The organism is Neobacillus sp. PS3-12, from assembly GCF_030915385.1.
In the GTDB taxonomy this organism is placed as follows: domain Bacteria; phylum Bacillota; class Bacilli; order Bacillales; family Cytobacillaceae; genus JAEVLT01.
The window spans coordinates 4861201-4880714 of the sequence record NZ_CP133268.1 but is presented as its reverse complement, the minus strand read 5'-3'; the positions used below and the strand labels follow the sequence as shown (position 1 = coordinate 4880714).

General features: G+C 39.5%; 19 protein-coding genes. 4 read left to right on the top strand and 15 right to left on the bottom strand.

The window, feature by feature from the left end:
• Positions 1–47: 47 nt before the first annotated feature.
• From RCG17_RS24545 to RCG17_RS24505, 9 genes are all read right to left on the bottom strand, one after another.
• Positions 48–1592 (bottom strand): acyl-CoA carboxylase subunit beta, encoded by a 1545-nt coding sequence (locus RCG17_RS24545; RefSeq protein ID WP_308172635.1) that lies wholly within the window; start codon positions 1590–1592, stop codon positions 48–50.
• Between the two features lie 29 nt (positions 1593–1621).
• Positions 1622–2404, bottom strand: a complete 783-nt coding sequence (locus RCG17_RS24540; protein WP_308172634.1) for an enoyl-CoA hydratase — start codon at positions 2402–2404, stop codon at positions 1622–1624.
• A 13-nt stretch (positions 2405–2417) separates the two neighbouring features.
• Positions 2418–3344 (bottom strand): hydroxymethylglutaryl-CoA lyase, encoded by a 927-nt coding sequence (locus tag RCG17_RS24535; protein WP_308172633.1) that lies wholly within the window; start codon positions 3342–3344, stop codon positions 2418–2420.
• A 32-nt stretch (positions 3345–3376) separates the two neighbouring features.
• Positions 3377–3589, bottom strand: a complete 213-nt coding sequence (locus RCG17_RS24530) for an acetyl-CoA carboxylase biotin carboxyl carrier protein subunit (RefSeq protein WP_308172632.1) — start codon at positions 3587–3589, stop codon at positions 3377–3379.
• An 11-nt stretch (positions 3590–3600) separates the two neighbouring features.
• Positions 3601–4962, bottom strand: a complete 1362-nt coding sequence (locus RCG17_RS24525; protein ID WP_308172631.1) for an acetyl-CoA carboxylase biotin carboxylase subunit — start codon at positions 4960–4962, stop codon at positions 3601–3603.
• 200 nt (positions 4963–5162) lie between these two features.
• Positions 5163–5978 (bottom strand): AMP-binding enzyme, encoded by an 816-nt coding sequence (locus tag RCG17_RS24520; protein WP_308175943.1) that lies wholly within the window; start codon positions 5976–5978, stop codon positions 5163–5165.
• Positions 5920–6285, bottom strand: a complete 366-nt coding sequence (locus RCG17_RS24515; protein ID WP_308172630.1) for an AMP-binding protein — start codon at positions 6283–6285, stop codon at positions 5920–5922. The genes RCG17_RS24520 and RCG17_RS24515 overlap by 59 nt, the downstream gene beginning before the upstream one ends.
• Positions 6227–7132 carry an AMP-binding protein gene (locus tag RCG17_RS24510; protein ID WP_308172629.1) on the bottom strand — a complete coding sequence of 302 codons (906 nt, stop codon included), beginning with the start codon at positions 7130–7132 and terminating at the stop codon, positions 6227–6229. The genes RCG17_RS24515 and RCG17_RS24510 overlap by 59 nt, the downstream gene beginning before the upstream one ends.
• 44 nt (positions 7133–7176) lie before the next feature.
• The gene (locus RCG17_RS24505) at positions 7177–8316 is read right to left on the bottom strand and encodes an acyl-CoA dehydrogenase (RefSeq protein ID WP_308172628.1); all 1140 of its coding nucleotides are present in this window, start codon (positions 8314–8316) and stop codon (positions 7177–7179) included.
• Positions 8317–8589: 273 nt separating this feature from the next.
• Here RCG17_RS24505 and RCG17_RS24500 point away from each other — a divergent pair, with 273 nt between their 5' ends.
• Positions 8590–10419: a helix-turn-helix domain-containing protein gene (locus tag RCG17_RS24500; protein WP_308172627.1), complete on the top strand. Its 1830-nt coding sequence runs from the start codon at positions 8590–8592 to the stop codon at positions 10417–10419.
• A 131-nt stretch (positions 10420–10550) separates the two neighbouring features.
• Here RCG17_RS24500 and RCG17_RS24495 read toward each other — a convergent pair whose 3' ends face one another.
• Both RCG17_RS24495 and RCG17_RS24490 read right to left on the bottom strand, forming a co-directional pair.
• Entirely contained in the window at positions 10551–11600 is a 1050-nt protein-coding gene (locus RCG17_RS24495) for a multicopper oxidase domain-containing protein (protein ID WP_308172626.1), read from the bottom strand.
• Between the two features lie 271 nt (positions 11601–11871).
• Positions 11872–12912 carry an NAD(P)-dependent alcohol dehydrogenase gene (locus tag RCG17_RS24490; RefSeq protein ID WP_308172625.1) on the bottom strand — a complete coding sequence of 347 codons (1041 nt, stop codon included), beginning with the start codon at positions 12910–12912 and terminating at the stop codon, positions 11872–11874.
• Between the two features lie 276 nt (positions 12913–13188).
• Between RCG17_RS24490 and RCG17_RS24485 the strand changes: the two genes are divergently transcribed.
• The 3 genes from RCG17_RS24485 (at position 13189) to RCG17_RS24475 (ending at position 15164) form a co-directional block, all read left to right on the top strand.
• Positions 13189–13596 carry a MerR family transcriptional regulator gene (locus tag RCG17_RS24485; protein ID WP_308172624.1) on the top strand — a complete coding sequence of 136 codons (408 nt, stop codon included), beginning with the start codon at positions 13189–13191 and terminating at the stop codon, positions 13594–13596.
• Positions 13597–13866: 270 nt separating this feature from the next.
• Positions 13867–14643 carry a hypothetical protein gene (locus RCG17_RS24480; protein ID WP_308172623.1) on the top strand — a complete coding sequence of 259 codons (777 nt, stop codon included), beginning with the start codon at positions 13867–13869 and terminating at the stop codon, positions 14641–14643.
• On the top strand, positions 14601–15164 hold the full coding sequence (locus tag RCG17_RS24475; protein WP_308172622.1) for a hypothetical protein: 564 nt from the start codon (positions 14601–14603) through the stop codon (positions 15162–15164). The genes RCG17_RS24480 and RCG17_RS24475 overlap by 43 nt, the downstream gene beginning before the upstream one ends.
• A gap of 95 nt (positions 15165–15259) precedes the next feature.
• On the opposite strand, the gene RCG17_RS24470 is transcribed toward RCG17_RS24475, so the two are convergent.
• The 4 genes from RCG17_RS24470 to RCG17_RS24455 form a co-directional block, all read right to left on the bottom strand.
• On the bottom strand, positions 15260–16438 hold the full coding sequence (locus RCG17_RS24470) for a hydroxymethylglutaryl-CoA synthase (protein ID WP_308172621.1): 1179 nt from the start codon (positions 16436–16438) through the stop codon (positions 15260–15262).
• A gap of 245 nt (positions 16439–16683) precedes the next feature.
• Positions 16684–17637: a methyl-accepting chemotaxis protein gene (locus RCG17_RS24465; RefSeq protein ID WP_308172620.1), complete on the bottom strand. Its 954-nt coding sequence runs from the start codon at positions 17635–17637 to the stop codon at positions 16684–16686.
• Between the two features lie 272 nt (positions 17638–17909).
• Entirely contained in the window at positions 17910–18647 is a 738-nt protein-coding gene (locus RCG17_RS24460; protein WP_308172619.1) for an ABC transporter permease, read from the bottom strand.
• A gap of 25 nt (positions 18648–18672) precedes the next feature.
• The gene (locus tag RCG17_RS24455; RefSeq protein WP_374120983.1) at positions 18673–19443 is read right to left on the bottom strand and encodes an ABC transporter ATP-binding protein; all 771 of its coding nucleotides are present in this window, start codon (positions 19441–19443) and stop codon (positions 18673–18675) included.
• Between the last annotated feature and the right edge of the window lie 71 nt (positions 19444–19514).

Below are 19514 nucleotides of genomic sequence, written 5' to 3'. Positions count from 1 at the left end.
GCCTCCTTAATAGATTCGTCTGTTAAATTTGAAATCGATGGTAAAAATTAAACAGGATATACAGGGTGTTTTCGTTCAGAGAAAACGAGATACTTTGATGAATAGGCCTCAAAACGATTGACAAGCTCCTTGCGCAATGAGTTTGCTGGAATAATACCGTCGATCACCATTTCGGAAGCTAAATGGTAAATATTAATGTCCTCTTTATATTCCTCCCGTTTTTCTTCTATGAAAGCTGCACGCTCCTCTTCAGGCAGCGCAGCAATTTTATTCGCATAAACGGCATTAACGGCTGCTTCTGGTCCCATGACTGCAATTTGAGCAGAAGGCAAGGCAAGACATGCATCTGGTTCAAATGCCGGGCCAGCCATTGCATAAAGACCAGCACCATATGCTTTACGTACAATAACAGAGATTTTTGGAACACTTGCTTCAGCCATCGCTGAAACCATTTTCGCACCATGGCGAATGATTCCTGCCCGTTCTACCTTTGTTCCGATCATAAATCCCGGCACATCAACCAAGAATAGAAGTGGAATATGGTAGGCATCACAAAGGTTAATAAATTTTGCAGCCTTATCTGCTGTATCGTGGAATAATACCCCGCCTTTGACTCGCGGCTGATTAGCAATGATTCCGACTGGTTTCCCATCCATGCGCGCAAGACCTGTAATAAGTTCGCCAGCAAAAAGTTTTTTAATCTCGAAGAAGGAGCCTTCATCAATGATCCCATTAATTAAATCATGCATATTAAATGGAGAATTCTGATTTGCTGGAATCAGTTCTTCTAATGGTTTCTTCAATTCTTTAGGGGCTACAGCCTCATGAACTGGAGGTTTCTGTGAAAAATTAGCAGGAAAATAAGCAAGATAATCTCTAGCCTTTAAAATGGCCTCTTCTTCATTTTTCGCCAGAACATCCCCGCAGCCTGAAACAGTACAGTGCATGCGAGCGCCGCCCATTTCTTCAAGGGTTACTTTTTCACCAATAACCATTTCGGCCATTCTTGGAGAACCAAGATACATCGATGCATTTTTATCAACCATTATGACAATGTCACAAAAAGCTGGAATATAGGCTCCACCAGCTGCAGATGGTCCAAACAAAATACATACTTGCGGAATTTTACCTGATAGTTTCACTTGATTGTAAAAGATTCTTCCTGCGCCGCGACGCCCCGGGAACATTTCCACCTGGTCCGTTATCCGCGCTCCAGCTGAATCTACCAGGTATAATAATGGAACACGAAGTTTTTCTGCTGTTTCTTGGATTCGAATGATTTTCTCAACCGTTCGTGCTCCCCAAGATCCTGCTTTGATCGTTGAATCATTCGCCATCACACAGACGAGCTGTCCATTAATTTTTCCCATCCCTGTCACAACACCGTCTGCAGGAAGATCCCCTGCCATACAGTTTGCAAATTGAGCATCCTCTAGTTCAAAGCCAGGATCGAATAATAATGCCAAACGATCGCGGACGAACATTTTTCCCTGCTCTTGGTTTTTTTCATGATATTTAGCTGCTCCGCCCTTTTTAATTTGTTCGACTCTATCCTGAAGTGTTAGTTCTAGAGGTTTCATATCCACAGTCATTCTTTTTCCTCCCTATTAATCTAGTTTTCTTATTCTCCAATGTAGATTGGGCTGCGTTTCTCTTTAAAAGCCTGTAATCCTTCTAAACGATCTTTTGTTGGAATCGTCACTTCATAGGCATTTTGCTCAATGGCAAGACCGGTGTTTAAGTCAACATCATAACCTTTATCGATTGCGAATTTTGCTTGTGCAACAGCAATCGGGCCATTCCGAACAATTTGTCCAGCAATTTCTAATGCTTTATCGATTAAGCTTTCTGAAGGCACTGAATACTCTACTAATCCGATCTCAAGGGCTTCTTTTGCATCAATTCGTCTCGCAGTAAAAATCAGCTCTTTGGCTCGTCCCTTTCCTACTAATCTTGGTAAACGTTGCGTTCCGCCGGCACCAGGAATAATTCCCAGTGATGTTTCTGTCAAACCTAGCTTCGCAGTTTCAGAGGCAATACGGAAATCACAAGCGAGCGCCAGTTCAGTTCCCCCGCCATAAGCTACGCCGTTCACGGCTGCTATAATCGGTTGGGGTAATGATTCTAAAGAGTTAATATTTTCACGAATCAAAGAAACAGTCTTTCTCACCTGAACCTGATCCATTCCAGCTCGTTCTTTTAAATCAGCACCCGCACAAAAAGCTTTGTTCCCAGCCCCTGTAATGACGATACAACGGACTGATCGATCATACTTACATGTTAGGATGGCATCGTAAAGCTCCTCTAGCATCTGTACCGATAAGGCATTCGCAGCTTCCGGTCTATTTAACGTAATCATCACAACTCCGTTATCCATCTTGTTTACTAATATCGTTTTACTCATGATCTCACCTTTCTCACACCGTTTTTCCAAGCTTTCCACTCAGTTGAGAGCTGACGGCTTGAAAACTTTTACTAGGTAAAGGTCTGCCAATCTTCTCCTGGATAAATTGGGATGCAATGTTAAGCTTTTGCTGATCTGCTCCTGTATGAATTCCCATGCCGTGAAGCATATAGAGTAAATCATTTGTCGCCACATTACCCGATGCTCCAGGCGCATATGGGCATCCACCTAAGCCGCCAAGGGCAGAATCAAAAATGGTAATTCCCATTTCTAACGATACTAAGATATTGGCCAAAGCTGTTCCTCGTGTATCATGGAAATGCATTGCTAATTTTTCCGCTGGAAATCTTTTTAATAAAACTTCCAACACTTCTTGGACTTGCTTTGGATTTGCCACACCGATTGTATCCCCGAGAGAGAGCTCTTCAATACCCATTTCAAATAATGTTTCGGAAACTCTTATAACCGCATCGATTTGAACATCTCCCTCATATGGACAGCCAAAAACGGTTGATACATACCCTCTGCTTACTTTTCCTGCTGAAATGGTTTCTCTGACCAAATCTCTTAATATAGGGAAAGTCTCGCCAATCGTTTTATTTATATTTTTTAGGTTATGGGTTTCGCTTGCAGACATAAACACTGCTGCTTCATCAATGTTCGCTTCTAATGCCCGTTCCAGCCCTTGAAGGTTTGGAACGAGTGCGGTATAGGTAACACCAGGCACTTTTGTAATGCCAGCAGCAACGGCTGCTGCATCTGAAAGTGCTGGAATCCATTTTGGGTTAACAAAAGAGGTGATCTCAATATGTTTTAATCCACTTTCCGACAATTGATTAATCCAAGCAATTTTATCTTCTGTAGAGATAAAAGCCTTTTCATTTTGCAATCCATCACGTGGACCAACCTCTTTAATCGTTACACTTTGCGGCCACTTCATTTTTTCATCACCTTTCCACCTTGATCCAGGCTTTATTCAATTACTAAAATGATGTCGCCTTCATTGACAAAGTCGCCTTCATTCACTTTTACTTCTTTCACCGTTCCATCGAATTCAGCGGCAATCGGAATTTCCATTTTCATCGATTCTAAAATCACGACATCTTGGTCCTCTTCGATCTGGTCTCCAACTTCCACTAATACCTTCCATACATTTCCTGCCATGCTTGCAACTACTTCACTCATGATTATTCCTCCTATTTTACCTTTTTGGCTTTTTTAGTTTTTAAATACTTGTTAACAAAGTCTGTTGTCGTATCACCTGAATGGAATGCCGAGTGGGCAATGACCTCTTCTAGCATTGGGATATTTGTTTTAATGCCTTCAATATGATAATCGGCTAATGCAGCTTGCAGACGATTTATTGCCTCTTCACGATTGCTGCCTTTGACAACAAGCTTCGCAATCATCGGATCATAGAAAGGAGTGACTACCGATTGACCGTGAATGGCTAATTCATGTCGAACTCCAGATCCATTCGGAAGCTCTAATTTTGTTATTTTTCCTGGTGAAGGGAAAAATGTTTTCGGATCTTCTGCATAGATTCGAACTTCAATGGCATGCCCCTCACGTTTTACCTCTGCTTGAGAAAATTCCAGAGCTTCACCTGCAGCAATTTGCAATTGTTTTTCAACTAAATCTAAGCCTGTAATTTCTTCTGTAATCGGATGCTCCACTTGTAAACGGGTATTCATTTCAAGAAAGTAAAAATTTTGCTCGTCATCAACCAAAAACTCGATTGTTCCAGCATTTTTATACCCAATTGATTTTGCCGCTTTGACTGCTGCCTCCCCCATCTTGGTCCGCGTTGATTCCGTAATAAACGACGAAGGGGCTTCCTCAACGACTTTTTGATGTCGGCGCTGTATCGAGCATTCACGTTCCCAAAGGTAAACTGTATTTCCAAAACCGTCTGCCAAGATTTGAATCTCAATATGTCTTGGATTTTCAACAAACTTTTCAATATACATCGCACCATCGCCAAAGAAGTCGGTAGCCCGCTTTTGATTTCCTTCAAATGCTTTGCGGATTTCATCCCCGTTTTGGACCACCTGCATGCCAATTCCTCCACCTCCAGCGGAGGCTTTTAGCATAACGGGATACCCGATGCGGTCCGCCACTTCTACCGCTTCCTCAGCATCTGCCAATGGGTAGGTAATCCCTGGAACGACAGGAACACCTGCATCCTCCATTGCTTTTCGTGATTCAATCTTACTGCCCATTTTAGAAATAACCTCTGGAGAAGGTCCGATAAATACAAGGCCTGCTTCCTCGCAACGTCTGGCAAAGTCTGCATTTTCAGAAAGCAGTCCATAACCTGGGTGGATTGCTTCCGCTTTTGAAAGCTTTGCAACCTCAAGAATTTTATTGATATTTAGATAGCTCTCCGCTACGCGCGAACCGCCGATTAAATAGGCTTCATCTGCCATTTTTACATGGGGAGCATCTGCATCTGCTTCTGAGTAAACTCCAACTGCTGTAATGCCTAAGGCTTTGCATGTACGTATTACACGAACAGCGATTTCACCTCGGTTAGCAATTAAAACTTTTTTAAACATGTATTTCCACCCTTTCTTTATCGAATAAGAAGGTTCAACACTCATTTGAGTCCATACAGAGCTTCATCTTTTGTTGTTAAGGAGATATGTAATACTCGAATCGTTTATTTTCGTACGTTTATCGTTAACTCCTAATCTATTATATGGAGCCAGTCATTTGCCGTTCATTTACCTAACAAATGACTGGCTGTCATTCATAATTATTTAACTGATGATTTGTCTGCAATGATATTTTGTATTTGTGCAACAGTCGATGGATCTTCCAGACCTGTAATGTCGCCGTTTACCTTACCTGATACAACAATTTCCTTTAATAAGCGGCGCATGATTTTTCCCGAAACGGTTTTTGGCAACGTTTCAGTAAAAATAATTGCTTTTGGAGCAGCAATCTTACCAATTTGTTGAATGATTTGATTATTTATTTGTAGCTTAAATTCTTCTGTACCTTTATATCCATCTGCCAGACGGACAAATACGAGCGGGACTTCTCCTTTTATTTCATCAGGAACCCCAATAATTGCGCATTCAGCAACACCCTCACATTCTAGTGCAGCGCTTTCCATTTCCATTGTACTTAAACGGTGCCCTGCTACATTAAAGGCATCATCGGAACGGCCAACTACCCATAAATAACCATCATTATCGATTAATGCCAGGTCGCTGGCATAATAGCAGCCATCCACTTGGCTATAGTAGGATGCATAATATCGCTCCGGTTCTTTCCATAATGTTCGACATAGCATTGGAAATGGTTTTCTAATAACCAGATTTCCCAACCTTAAAGGTTCAACTGGATTGCCTTCTTCATCAACGATATCCATAACCGCTCCTAAAAATGGATTGCCTGAGGAGCCCGGTTTCATTGGCGTCAGCCAAGCTGCTCCAGCTATCGGCGATCCCGCTGTTTCGGTTTGACCCCAAGTATTATTGATATATACCTTCTTCTTTCCTAAAACCTCATATGTCCAATGCCAGGTTTCCAGGATAGAAAGGTTCTCCAACAAGGGAAATGACATCGAGGCAAGATAAATCAAATTTCTCTAATGCCTTTTCCCCCATACTTTTTAGCATTCTTAATGCCGTTGGGGCAGTAAACAGTTTATTCACCCTATATTTTTCAATGATCTGATAAAAACGATCTTTTGTTGGATAATCAACGGCCCCCTCAAAGACAACGGTTGTAACACCATTCGCTAAGGCACCTGTAATACCCCAAATATGCATGGTTAACCAGCCGATATCCGCAGTACACCAGAAAACATCGTCATGATGGTGATCCATATGATACTTGGCATATGTGTAATTTTGTGTGACAAAAGCCATTCCGGAAATGCACGACTCCTTTTGGCTTACCTGTCGTACCACTTGTATAGAACACAATACCGCTTTCATTTGCTTCTATTCTCTCAGGTTCACAAACAATGCTTGCTTCTTTGGTCAGCTCATGCCACCAGTAATCACGGCCTTCTTTCATTTGAACCTCTGAGCCTAATCGGTCCACAACAATAACTGCTTTGACAGATGGAATCGATGGTACAACATGATCGACCTTTTCTTTTAAACGAATGACTTTCCCCCGTCGTTCGGTTGCATCTGCAGTTACCAATACTTTTGGCTCAAAACTGATGAGTCGGTCTGTCAATGATTTTTCCGAATAACCTGAGAAAATCGTATTGTAGATCGCACCAACTCGAAAACATGCTAGTACGGCAATAAAGGCTTCGGCCAGATTTGGAAGATAGATCGCTACACAATCACCTTTTTTTACACCAAATGATTTTAAAACATTCGAGAATCGATTTACTTCAGCAAGAAGCATATTATAGGTGTAAAATTTGGTATCCCCATTTTCACCCTCCCAAATAAGAGCGGTGCGGTTCCCTGCCCCATTTTCTACATGCCGATCGAGCAGGTTTACACTCGGGTTACTAATGCCATCGACAAAAAAGCGAAAATCAGGGAGCTGCCCGCTCATGGTTTCATTCCATGGTTCATACCAAACTAATTCACGGGCTGCACGATCCCAAAAAGCAGCAGGATCTTCATGGGATTGTTTAAGAAGTTCTTGGAAAGCTTCGCTGCTCCCGATGGAAGTTGCACGCACTTTTTCTTCATTCGGATAAACGAGTTTGCTATTTGAAACTACTTGTAAAATTCCGCTGACATCCATGTAATTTCTCCTTTAACAATTTTATTAAATTACTAAAAAATTCTTTAACATCCGATTTGTTTGGCGATAACCATTCGTTGCACTTCAGATGTTCCTTCACCAATTTCTAAGAGTTTGGCATCACGGAAAAATCTCTCAACCTGATATTCTTTCATATATCCATATCCGCCATGAATTTGAACCGCTTGATCACAAGTACGCATACATATTTCCGAAGCAAATAGTTTCGCATATGCCGCTTCCTTTTTAAATGCTCGTCCTTGATCCTTTAACCATGCTGCCTTGTAAACCATATTTCGGGCTAATTCGATATTCATGGCCATGTCGGCTAATTTAAATTGGATTGCCTGGAAGTTAGATAAACTCTTTCCAAACTGTTTTCTTTCTTTAGCATATTGAAGAGCTTTTTCATATGCTCCTTGAGCAATACCTACAGCCATGGCACCGATTCCAATTCTTCCGCCATCAAGAGTAGCTAGAAATTGCTTGTAACCATATCCTTCTTTACCCAGCAGATTTTCTTTCGGAACTCTTACATTCTCTAAGATAAGTTCTGTCGTATTTGAGGCATGCAAACCCATTTTTTCGTAGTTGCTGATGACAGTGAATCCTTCAGCATCAGTAGGAACAATAAATGCGCTGATTCCGTTGATTCCTTTGGAGCGGTCTGTTACGGCTGTTACTGCCAAGTGTTTGGCGTAGCTTGCATTGGTAATAAAACATTTTGAGCCGTTAATCACCCACTCATCTCCATCAAGAACGGCTGTTGTTTGCGTTCCCCCTGCATCGGAGCCTGCATTGGGTTCAGTCAATCCAAATGCCCCAAAAGATTCTCCTGTGCAAATTGGTGTTAAGTACTTCTCTTTTTGCTCATGGGTGCCAAATAAATTAATTGGGGCCCCCCCTAATGAAATATGGGCTGAATATGTAATTCCTGTTGATGCACAAACACGACTAAGTTCTTCAACGACAATGGCAAAGCTGATCGTGTCAGCTTCCCCTCCGCCATATTGTTCAGGGAAAGGTAAACCCATAATTCCTAACTCTGATAATTTCGAAAAAATTTCCGTTGGAAATTCTCCCGTTCGATCACGATCATCTGCTCCAGGAGCAACTTCTGCTTCCGCAAAGTCTCTAATTAACTTACGGATCATTTCTTGTTCTTTCGTTAAATCAAAATTCATTTATCCGCAACACCTTTCTGAATATTCTGACTGTTTTCGACAAAAAACCGCCTTGCATTTACTTTTTTTGCTGAATAATGGCGAAACCTTAACAAAACCTTTAGGTGCTCTCCTCCTTTCTTTAATTTCATAATTTTCATATAATAAGAATATAACGATCGGTTATTTTTGGCTATGTTGATTTTTATGAATATTCTGATAAAAAATTTGTGTGTTTTACACAAATTGTGTAAGCGGATTCAAATACAAAATCTTAGAGAAAGGATGATGAATATGCAAGATACATTAACACATCGGCAACTAAAGTCCTTAATCCAAGTGTCCAACATGATCAATTCCAAATTAGATATTGATACCATTTTTGATTCCATCATGAATGAAACGATATCTGTCGTTGAAGCTGCAGGTGGGGGATCTATATGGATTTTTGACAAAGACCAGAATCGACTAATCGCAAAATCAGCCCAAGGATTATTTTATCCACATATTTTTAGGCAAATTAAACTAGCTAGCGGTGAATCGATGACTGGGTTATCTTTTGCTGCAAAAAAATGTCTCATGTTTCAAAATGAGGTAGAAATTAAACAGGCACTGTCTACATTAACTCCATTTAACAGAGATTTATTGGAACGGTCGATTCCGAGCAGTTTTCATTTTACATCTGTCATTAGTTCACCTATTTTACAAGAGGGAAAATGTATTGGCATGATTACATTGGACTCCTTCGAACATTCTTTGCAGTTTAAACAAGAGGACATTCATCTATTGGAAGCAATTGGACACCAAGCAGCAATTGCGTTAGAAAAATCCAGCCTTTATTTTGAAAAGGAAAGAATGGTTCAAAAGCTTTCCCAATCAATGGAAATACATAGGAACTTAGCTAATCTTGTTGTAAATGGAGAAGGAATTCAATCGATTATGAATTTTATCAATAAAACCATTGGAGAGAATTTGTTTCTCTTTGATGAAATTGGAGAACTTAAGGCTTTTGCCTGCCACTCCTCATTTTCTGATGAGATGACTGAGTATATCAATCAATATGCCAAACAAATTATCCTAAGACTAGAAAATTCACGTACCGTTTCCGAGATAACATTAAATGATATTAATTATCAATTGGTTGTATTATCACTAGGTTCGAAACTCAAGTCTCTAGGCGGACTAATGATCCTTTCTAAACAAAAAATGAGTGAAGTGGATATCGCTGCTCTTGAACATGCTTGTACGGTCATTTCACTTGAATTGGTAAAAGAGCAAGCCGTTTTGGAAACACAGCAGCGTTTGAGGGGAGAATTCGTGACGAAGCTTTTTTCAGGACAGATGGATGAAGCCCTCATTCAGCAAGCAAAAAATTTAAACTTTGAACCTAACCGACATTATGTTGCCATTATTATTAATTTAGAAAAGAAGGGAAACGAGCAAAAGATTTTTGCCGTTCCTGATATCAGGAATTTACTCCATATGGCCAATAGGACATTACAGGGGAGGAACTATCAAGGAATGGCAGTAATGGTTGATAATCAAATTGCTGCGCTTCTATCCCTGAATTCAAAAGTTTCTTCATCCAATAATGTTGCTGAAATAAAAGAACTTGCAAACAATTTACAGCATCAGATTAACAATAAATATAGAGAGATAGACATATCGATTGGCATTGGAAGAATGAAGCAAGGTCTTACTTTTGTCCATCAGTCATTTGTAGAAGCGACAAAGTGCATACAGTTTCTCAAAAACTATCTTTTTGATCATCGAGTCCTCAGTTATACAGATCTTGGCGTGCAGCGGTTTATTTTGCAAAATTCAAAGGAAGAATTGATCGATTTTATTCAGGAAGTATTAGGTTCTCTTATTGAATACGAACAATCTAGAAAAGGTGAATTGTTAAGCACTCTAATTGGTTATTTAGACCATAATCAAAACATAAAGAAAACGGCAGATGCCCTGCATATTCACACAAATACCTTAACCTATCGTTTAAAGCGAATTGAGGAAATTCTTTTAACGGACTTGAATGATAGTCAACAATTATTTAATATTCATTTAGCCATCAATATGTATCAATCTATAAAGGATAAAGATACATTACAAGATAAGAATAGTTAAACTGCTTTTAGCAGATAAGAGGTACGAAAACAGCTTGGCAGTAGAAAGTACAAGTCACCATAAAAAGACAAATAGGTGTGAATGTCTTTTTATGGTGACTGCACAATTTGTTTTATTACAATGATTCAAAATTAATGAGTCATTACCATACTGCCATCATCATTTCCGTCTTTTGTTACTTTAAGAACACCACTTGCTCCTTTAGTTGCATCATTAAACTGGTGGTTTACAAATGGGTAGCTTCCCTTGTCATTCACAGTAAATTCAACAACCGCACTACCGCTCGCGCCTAGTAAAACTGTCTGCATTCCCTTTAAATGATTAAAAGGATTCCCATCTAAATAGACATCATCAAATTGTGTACCAACGACATGAAAACTACTTGTTTCATTTGGACCTACATTTAAGACATAAAATCTAACTCGATCTCCTGCCTTGGCTAAAAGAGGGTGGTTAATTAAAGCACCAACTGTTCCATTAGTATTCAAATCCCCGTCTTTTAAAGCTTTTGTCGAGAAAACTACATATTTTGGTTTGTTATTTTTCATATCATTAAAGTTATTTTGTTTATACCATTCATTTTGAATCACCACATACTCACGGTCTACTTGAGAATCAGTTGGATAACCAGTTGTTGGTTTTACAATAATCATCCCATGCATTCCATTTGCAATATGCATTAAAACAGGATTTGTACCACAATGGTACATGAACACTCCCGGATTGTCAGCAGTATAAGTGAAACTGCCGCTTTTATTTGGCATAACATCAACGAAATCTTTTGATGGTGTAGCATGTACAGCGTGCATATCCATACTGTGCGGCATGGATGGGTCTATATTTTTTAAAGTGAAATGGATTGTATCGCCTTGATTCACGACTATGGCAGGACCCGGCGCTTGTCCGTTAAATGTCCATGCTTGATATTTCTCACCTTTATTAATTTCAATATTAGTAATCTGAGCAGTCATTTCTATATTCAATTCATGTTCCCCAATACGAGCAATTTTTATTGGGGTAGGTTTTTGGTAAACACCTTTTTGTGGTTCATTTGCTTGAGAAGTGAGATTTGATTTGGCTTTTACATTTTTGGTTTTGTTTACTGCTAAATTTAATACGAAAAACAAACTTAATATGATTAAACAAGCGGCTAGACTGATCGCTAGTTTCCTTCTGCTCATATATCTTTCCCCCATTAAAAAAATCTTTTCCTTGGATTTACTTCTATTTTAACAGGGTGAGATTTCAAAATTGTGATTTATTTCACACATATTAGAATCCTATCATATCCAGTATATGAATAATTCATTAAGAATTGCTAGACTATGGCTTAATCCAAATGGCTAGGTAAACAATAGCACATTCATAATAATATAAGATAAAAGGATGTCCCAAAAGCTAGGCCTTTGGGACATCCTTGAAATTAGCATAAGAAGTTTTTATTTTCGCAACTCACATCGTGCTGATGTCAATCACAAATCGATACTTCACATCCGAAGCTAATACGCGTTTGTAGGCTTCATCGATTTGGTCGGCCGAAATGACTTCAATCATAGGAGCAATGTTATGTTCTGCACAAAACTCCAACATCTCTTGAGTCTCGCGGATGCCTCCGATCATTGAACCTGCATACGAACGGCGATGACCGATGAGAGAGAACACATTTAGTGACAGCGGCTCTGCGGGCGCACCAACATTTACCAGAGTGCCATCCAAAGCAAGCAGTGACAAATAAGCATTAAGATCTAACTTTGCACTTACCGTGTTAATAATTAAGTCAAAGGTTCCGGCAAGTTGTACGAATGTTTCTGGGTCACTTGTGGCATAGTAATGGTCTGCGCCAAGTTGCAAACCATCTTCTTTTTTCTTCAATGTTTGTGACAGGACAGTAACATCTGCACCCATGGCATGTGCAATTTGAACGGCCATATGACCAAGACCACCCATACCTAACACCGCTACTTTCTTATCAGGACCCGCTCCCCAATGGTTTAGTGGAGAATATGTCGTAATACCTGCGCAAAGTAATGGTGCTGCAGCATCAAGCTCAATGTTATCAGGTATTCTGACTACAAAGCCCTCCGTTACGACGATGTGTGTAGAATAGCCACCTTGAGTAGGCTCGCCGTATTTGTCAACGCCAGCGTAGGTAGGGATATTGCCGTTTAGACAGTATTGTTCTTCTCCTTTACGGCAGTTCTCACATTCACCACAGGAGTCAACCATACATCCGACCCCAACCCGGTCACCGATCTTGTATTTGGTAACATGAGGACCAACAGCCGTAACAATACCAGCAATTTCGTGTCCGGGTACGAGTGGATAGTTCACGGGACCCCATTCCCCGTGAGCAGTATGGATGTCAGAATGGCATATGCCTGCATATTTAATTTCAATTAGAACATCATTCGAATCAAGATCGCGTCGTTTAATTTCAGCTGCTCGAAAGGATTTATCTGGACCATCAACAGCTCGTGCTTTTGCAGTTATCATAAAGAAACCTCCAAAAATTTATATTTTTCAAGAGAATACGCTTGTACAGGGTATTTATAAGGACCTCAGGTTAAAACTCCCCTTCATTTACTTCTATCCCTACTTTTTTCTCTTGCAAAACCTATGTTAATCCCTATAGTTAACTCTAGGTCAAGAGATTAGTTAATATTCTTTTTCCTAAAAGTTGACTTTGACATTCAGTATCTACCATGATAAAATCCCTTCGAGCCCTAGAGCTAACTCGAAGTCTATATCAGTAAGAATAGGAGATAAGTGATGAAGACATATTCTATCAGCGAAGTTGCAAAAGAATTGAATCTTACCATATATACCTTGCATTACTACGACAAGGAAGGACTTATGCCTTTTGTAGAACGGGCACAAAACGGAACGCGATTGTTTAAAGAATCGGATATTAGTGCTTTAAAATTAATTGAATGCCTGAAATCCACTGGAATGCATATTAAAGAAATTAAAACCTTCATTGATTGGTGTTCTGAGGGGGATTCCACGTTGCAACAAAGATATGACATGTTTTTGGAACGAAAAGCTAGTGTAGAAGCGCAGATGGCAGAGCTAAAAAAAACAATGGAAGTCATCGAGCATAAATGCTTATATTACCAGACGGCATTGGAAGCCGGTACGGAAGAAATTCACAAAAACAATAAAATAGCCAATTTTTAATTAACATGAGCCAGCTGGCTTTCACTTTTGCTCTGAAGGACAGCTGGCTTTTTTGTATAGTTTATTATTTATTACCTTATTTTTAATCGTTTGGTTCCTTTTAATCACCATAGTACAAGGTCTCTACTTTTAGCTTTGTAATTCCCTTCTTTATATAAAAAATTATTTCACGGCATTACTTGACCATGGTCATATATTTTAAAAGTTATTTCCCTTAAAATAACGATTAATCTACAGGATTTTCGATGGTTCGAAACGGGAGGAGAAAAAATGCCAAAAGAATATTTGAAAAAATTTTATGAAAAAAATCGGGTTGAGAGAATTGAAGAATTAGTTTTGAATAAATGTATAACCAAAGAGGATGCCGTACTCTTGAAAGATAGTTTACAACTACCGGCAGAGGTTGCAGATCATATGATTGAAAATCAAATTGCCACATATGAACTGCCGCTTGGTGTGGCTTTAAATTTTTTCATTGATCAAAAGGAATACGTTGTCCCAATGGCCATCGAAGAACCTTCAGTTATTGCAGCTGCCAGCTCCGCAGCAAAAATTATAAAGCAAGCGGGTGGTTTTCAAACAACGATTCAAAATCGCAGAATGATTGGGCAAGTTGCTTTAAAGGATATTCCAGATCTCACCTATGCACAAGAAACAGTAATGAAACACCAACTGGCCATATTACAAAAAGCAAATGAGGCACACCCCTCTATTGTAAAACGGGGCGGTGGAGCAAAAGAAATTGTGGTACGACCCATTGCTGCTGATCAAGCTCTAGAGACGCCTTCGTTTTTAGTCATCCATCTCCATATTGAAACTTTGGAAGCAATGGGAGCGAACATCATCGACACGATGGTTGAAGCCATTAAACCCTACCTGGAGGAATTAACAAATGGAACCGCTCTAATGGGTATTCTTTCCAACTACGCAACAGAGTGCTTGGCCACTGCAAGTTGCCAAATTCCGATTTCCTTATTGAAAAAAGGGAACTACTCGGGGAAGAAGTGCGTGACCGAATCGTTGAGGCTGGTCAACTTGCTATTGTAGACCCGTACAGAGCCGTCACCCATAACAAAGGAATTATGAATGGGATTGACTCGGTTGTTTTAGCCACTGGAAACGATTGGCGGGCAATTGAAGCCGGAGCCCATGCATATGCTTCGCGTTCCGGTCAATACCGTTCGCTATCAACATGGAGTAAAGCGAAAAACGGAGATTTAATCGGCAGTCTGACTGTTCCTTTACCAATTGGCACCGTCGGAGGTTCTATTAATATCCATCCTGCTGCCCAATTTAGTAAACTTCTTTTAGGGTGTCAAAATGCTAAAGAACTGGAATCCATTATCGTTTCAGTCGGACTGGGACAAAACTTTTCAGCCCTTAAGGCACTTGTCACAGAAGGAATCCAAAAGGGTCATATGGGTCTTCAAGCCAAAGCTCTTGCCATAAGTGCCGGAGCCAAAGGTAAGGAAATCAACTACGTCGCTGATCAATTAAAGCAAAGAAAAAACATGGATTTTGCCAATGCAAAGGAAATTTTAATGCAAATACAAAAACAACCATTTTAAATTGATCTAACCCAAATAGCTGAGGTGATAGTTGGATACTTCCTACTATACAAAACAACAAGGCTGACTCAATTTTCCTGAGTCAGCCTCACTTTTTAAATCTCATTACACTTATATACATATTCTCGCATGTGATCTTTTACCCCAGCCAGACAAATTACCGCTGGATCTTTTTCAATTGGGAACTTTTTACCTGATATATCAGCGAGGGAAGTTTCCTGAAAAATTTCTTCGTATTCGGAAATACAAACTTCTCTGCGACTCGACAATAATTTTCCATGTCTTTCAACGTATAAAAAATCCCGATAATCAGGCTCTACAATGCCGGAAAAGAACTCTCCAACCGCCCCCGAACCATAGCTGAATAGACCAATTCTTGCCCCTGCTTTAATGTCTGTATTTAATTCAAGCAGGGATAGCAAACTCAAATACAAGGAACCAGTATAAATATTGCCAACAACCTTGTTATAGCTCCTGCTTAATTCAAAGTTGGCCAGCAGCCTTTCCTGTTCTTCTTCCGCTCCCTCATCAATTACTGTTTTTAACGCTTTTAAGCCTAACCTCGTATAGGGTAAATGGAAACAAAATGATTCAAAGTCTTTTAATTCCAGGCCTGTTTTTTTCTTATACTGTTCCCAAACATTCTGGAAAAAGGAAATGTATAGTTCAACAGAATACTTGCCTTGGACAAAAGCTACATTAGAGTATAACGGTCGCCAAAAGTCCATGACATCTTCTGTATGATACGCACTTGGATCCTCTATAGCGATAATCCTTGGATTCGCACTCATTAATATCGCAACAGCACCCGCTCCTTGGGTAACTTCTCCAGACGTATTTAAACCATATCTCGATATGTCTGATCCAAGAACTAAAACTTTACTTTCAGGATTTAGTGCTATATGCCCTTTGGCGATGTGGATGGCAGCGGTAGCTCCATAACAGGCCTCTTTTACTTCTATGGACCGTGCATTTGGATTTATACCCAATAAACGATGAACATAAATCGCTGCGGCCTTTGAATGATCAATTCCAGACTCCGTTGCAAAAATGACATAGTCAATTTTTTCCCTATCGGATTCCTCCAAAATTTCCAATGCGGCGTTAGCTGCCATCGTGACGGCATCCTGTGTAATTGGAGGAACAGACATTTTTTCCTGTCCAATCCCAATGATGAATTTTTCAGGTTCTACTTTCCTTGCATCAGCCAATTTATTCATATCAACATAGAGATGCGGTGTATAAAAACCAATCTTATCTATCCCTATTTTCAAAACTTTTCACACCTTTTTATTTTTATAGATCAGAAATAATACAACCTTTGCAACTAGAACTTACATATACAATTAAGTTGGTTCCCAAACATTATTTTAGCGGTACTTATTGTTCAAGAACCTTGACATATATCAAGAAAAGGCAACTCTGATAAAAAAGTAGACCAATTAAAAAAGCTGATTCAAAAGTCAATTATATTGACTCTTGAGTCAGCTTCTTTTTCTAACTATCAAAAATTCTATTTTCATTCCAATATTTTTACTTGTTTCATAACCTCATCCAACTTTGAATCAACTACACTGGCATCATTGATATGTGTGAGAATTAAATCCTTTATTTCATTAAAAAGGGACGTTGTGTTACTAATTTCATCCATAGAATTTTGTGAATAATCCTTTTGCTCTTTAATTTTTTCAATTACTTCATTTACCTCTATTTTCACTCCATTAATAACATTGGAAATAAATTCAATTTTTTTTGAAGTATCGGAACTTAGATGAATTCCATCTTTAATTAGTTTTTTACTGGAAGTAGTCGATGTAAGAGTATCCAGAATGTCCTTTTGTATATTTTTCGTTAATTCACTTATACTGTTAGTGCTGTCAGCGGTATTTTCAGCTAACTTTCTAACCTCATCCGCAACAACAGCAAATCCCCTGCCCTGATCGCCAGCACGCGCTGCTTCAATTGAGGCATTTAGCGCTAAAAGATTGGTCTGCTCAGCAATTTCTTTAATGACTTTAACGATTAATTCTATTTCCTTTGAACGCTCATTTAGGTGGTTCATTTTTTCAAAGGTCTCACTAAGCTGTCTGCCTAACTGTAAAATTAACTGTTCAACTTGACTTACCAATAACCGCCCCTCTTCCGACTTTGCGGCCATATCAATAGAAGAGTTAATTAATATATCACCTTTTATGGCAAGATCCTCTGAATTATTTGAGGAGTGCTGACTAAGATCATTCACCTTATCAAAATGATTTTTAATTTTATTAACTAGCTCTCCCATTACATGGTGCTGGTCGTTGACCATTTCATGCTGATGAATCGTAGTTGCTAACTCCCGATTAAATGATTCTTTAAAGGCTTTCGATATCTCTTCTTTTCGTTTGTTTTCTCTTAACTGTGCATCTAATTGTTCCTTCAAATCCTCATTTTCTTGTACTAAATTCAAATATTTCCGTTTACTAATCAGCACGTAAATTACCTACCTATTATTTCAAATTGGAAAAAAGGAAAGTTCCCCTCTCCATCAAACAATGTACGCAGTAATAATCTACCATACACGGAAACAATAAATGGTGAACAGAATCACATCTATATAAAAAATTATCATAGAAACGCTGCCACTCAAATGTCGGTAAGGATAGTTCAATATCTGTTGTTATTTTTTAAAATTGCTTTTTGTTTCTCATTAATGATTCTCTCTCTCTATTTGTCTCAAACATTACTTTTTACTGTAAAAAAATCTTAATTCCCCAAGATACGTTTTCTATAAGCACGTATTGCAAGGAGATAAGCAACAATTGTAATTCCCAAACACCATGCAAGAGCAATCCAGATAGTGTTTCCTACAGTTTGATTATTGAGTAGAGCACGAATCGTGTTGACAATGGCTGTCACGGGTTGATTTTCAGCAAAAATACGGACTGGTGTAGGCATAGAGACAGTTGGGACAAATGCCGAGCTGACAAAGGGCAAGAAAATCAGAGGATAAGAAAAGGCAGACGCCCCATCCACAGTCTTTGCAGAAAGGCCTGCAAGGACAGCCAACCAAGTCAATGCAAGAACAACGAATAGCAGAATTCCAACAACTGCTAGCAGATTAAGGATACTAGCAGACGAACGAAAGCCCATCACCAAAGCAACCAGCACAATCACAACACTTGAGATAGCATTAGACAATAGCGAAGTCAAAATATGCCCCCAGAGTACAGCACTTTGTGATATCGGCATTGAGTGGAATCGTTCAAAGATTCCCTTGGACACATCAATGAAGAGACGGTAGGCGGTGTAAGCCACCCCACTCGCAATTGACTGAAGCAAAATTCCTGGCAAGAGGTATTTCACGTAGGAAGCACTTGTTCCTGCATGCATAGCTCCACCAAAAACATAGACAAACATGAGCATAAAGGCAATCGGCATCACAGTCACCGTGATAATCGTATCTACACTCCGAAAAATATGCTTCATCGAGCGACTCGCCATGGTGGAAATATCTTGAAATAAATAACTAGTCATTGTTAGCTTCTCCTTTCTCACCGGTCAAGTGCAAGTAGATTTCTTCGAGTGTTGGTTCTTTTTTGACGTATTCGACTTCTGCCTCAGGCAGCATAGCTTTCAGCTCAGCAAGAGGAGCGTTAGCGATAAGAGTACCTTTGTGAAGTATAGCGATACGATCTGCCAGTGCTTCTGCTTCTTCCAAATATTGTGTTGTTAGGAAAATAGTCGCACCATTTTCATTAAGATCCCGCACCAATTCCCAAACTTCAAGACGGACTTTCGGGTCAAGTCCTGTGCTTGGCTCGTCAAGAAAAATCACAGCAGGTTCCCCGATAAAGCTCATGGCTAAATCCAAGCGACGCTTCATCCCACCAGAATAAGTTGAAGTCTTACGGTCTGCTGCTTCAGTCAAGTCAAATTTCTCTAGCATTTCTTGCGCAATGACTTTAGGCTGCGATAGATGACGGAGCTTCGCCATCATGATGAGATTTTCTCGACCGGTCAATATTTCATCAATAGCAGTAAATTGACCTGTAAGCGAGATTGATTTTCTCACATCATTCGGATTTTTTATCACATCAAAGCCATTGACACTTGCTGTCCCTGCTGTCATTTTTGATAGAGTGGCAAGAATTTTGATCGTGGTAGTTTTTCCTGCACCATTTTCACCAAGGAGAGCGAAGATTTCACCTTGTTTTATTTCTAAATCCACACCTTTCAGGACTACTTTATCCTTGAAGGATTTGACTAGACCTTTGATTTCAATCATATTTCCAGTCATTTTCATCTTCCTTTCTAATCCTCCTACACGGAGCAAACTCGAACGATCTTTTCGGGTTTGCTTGTTAGTTT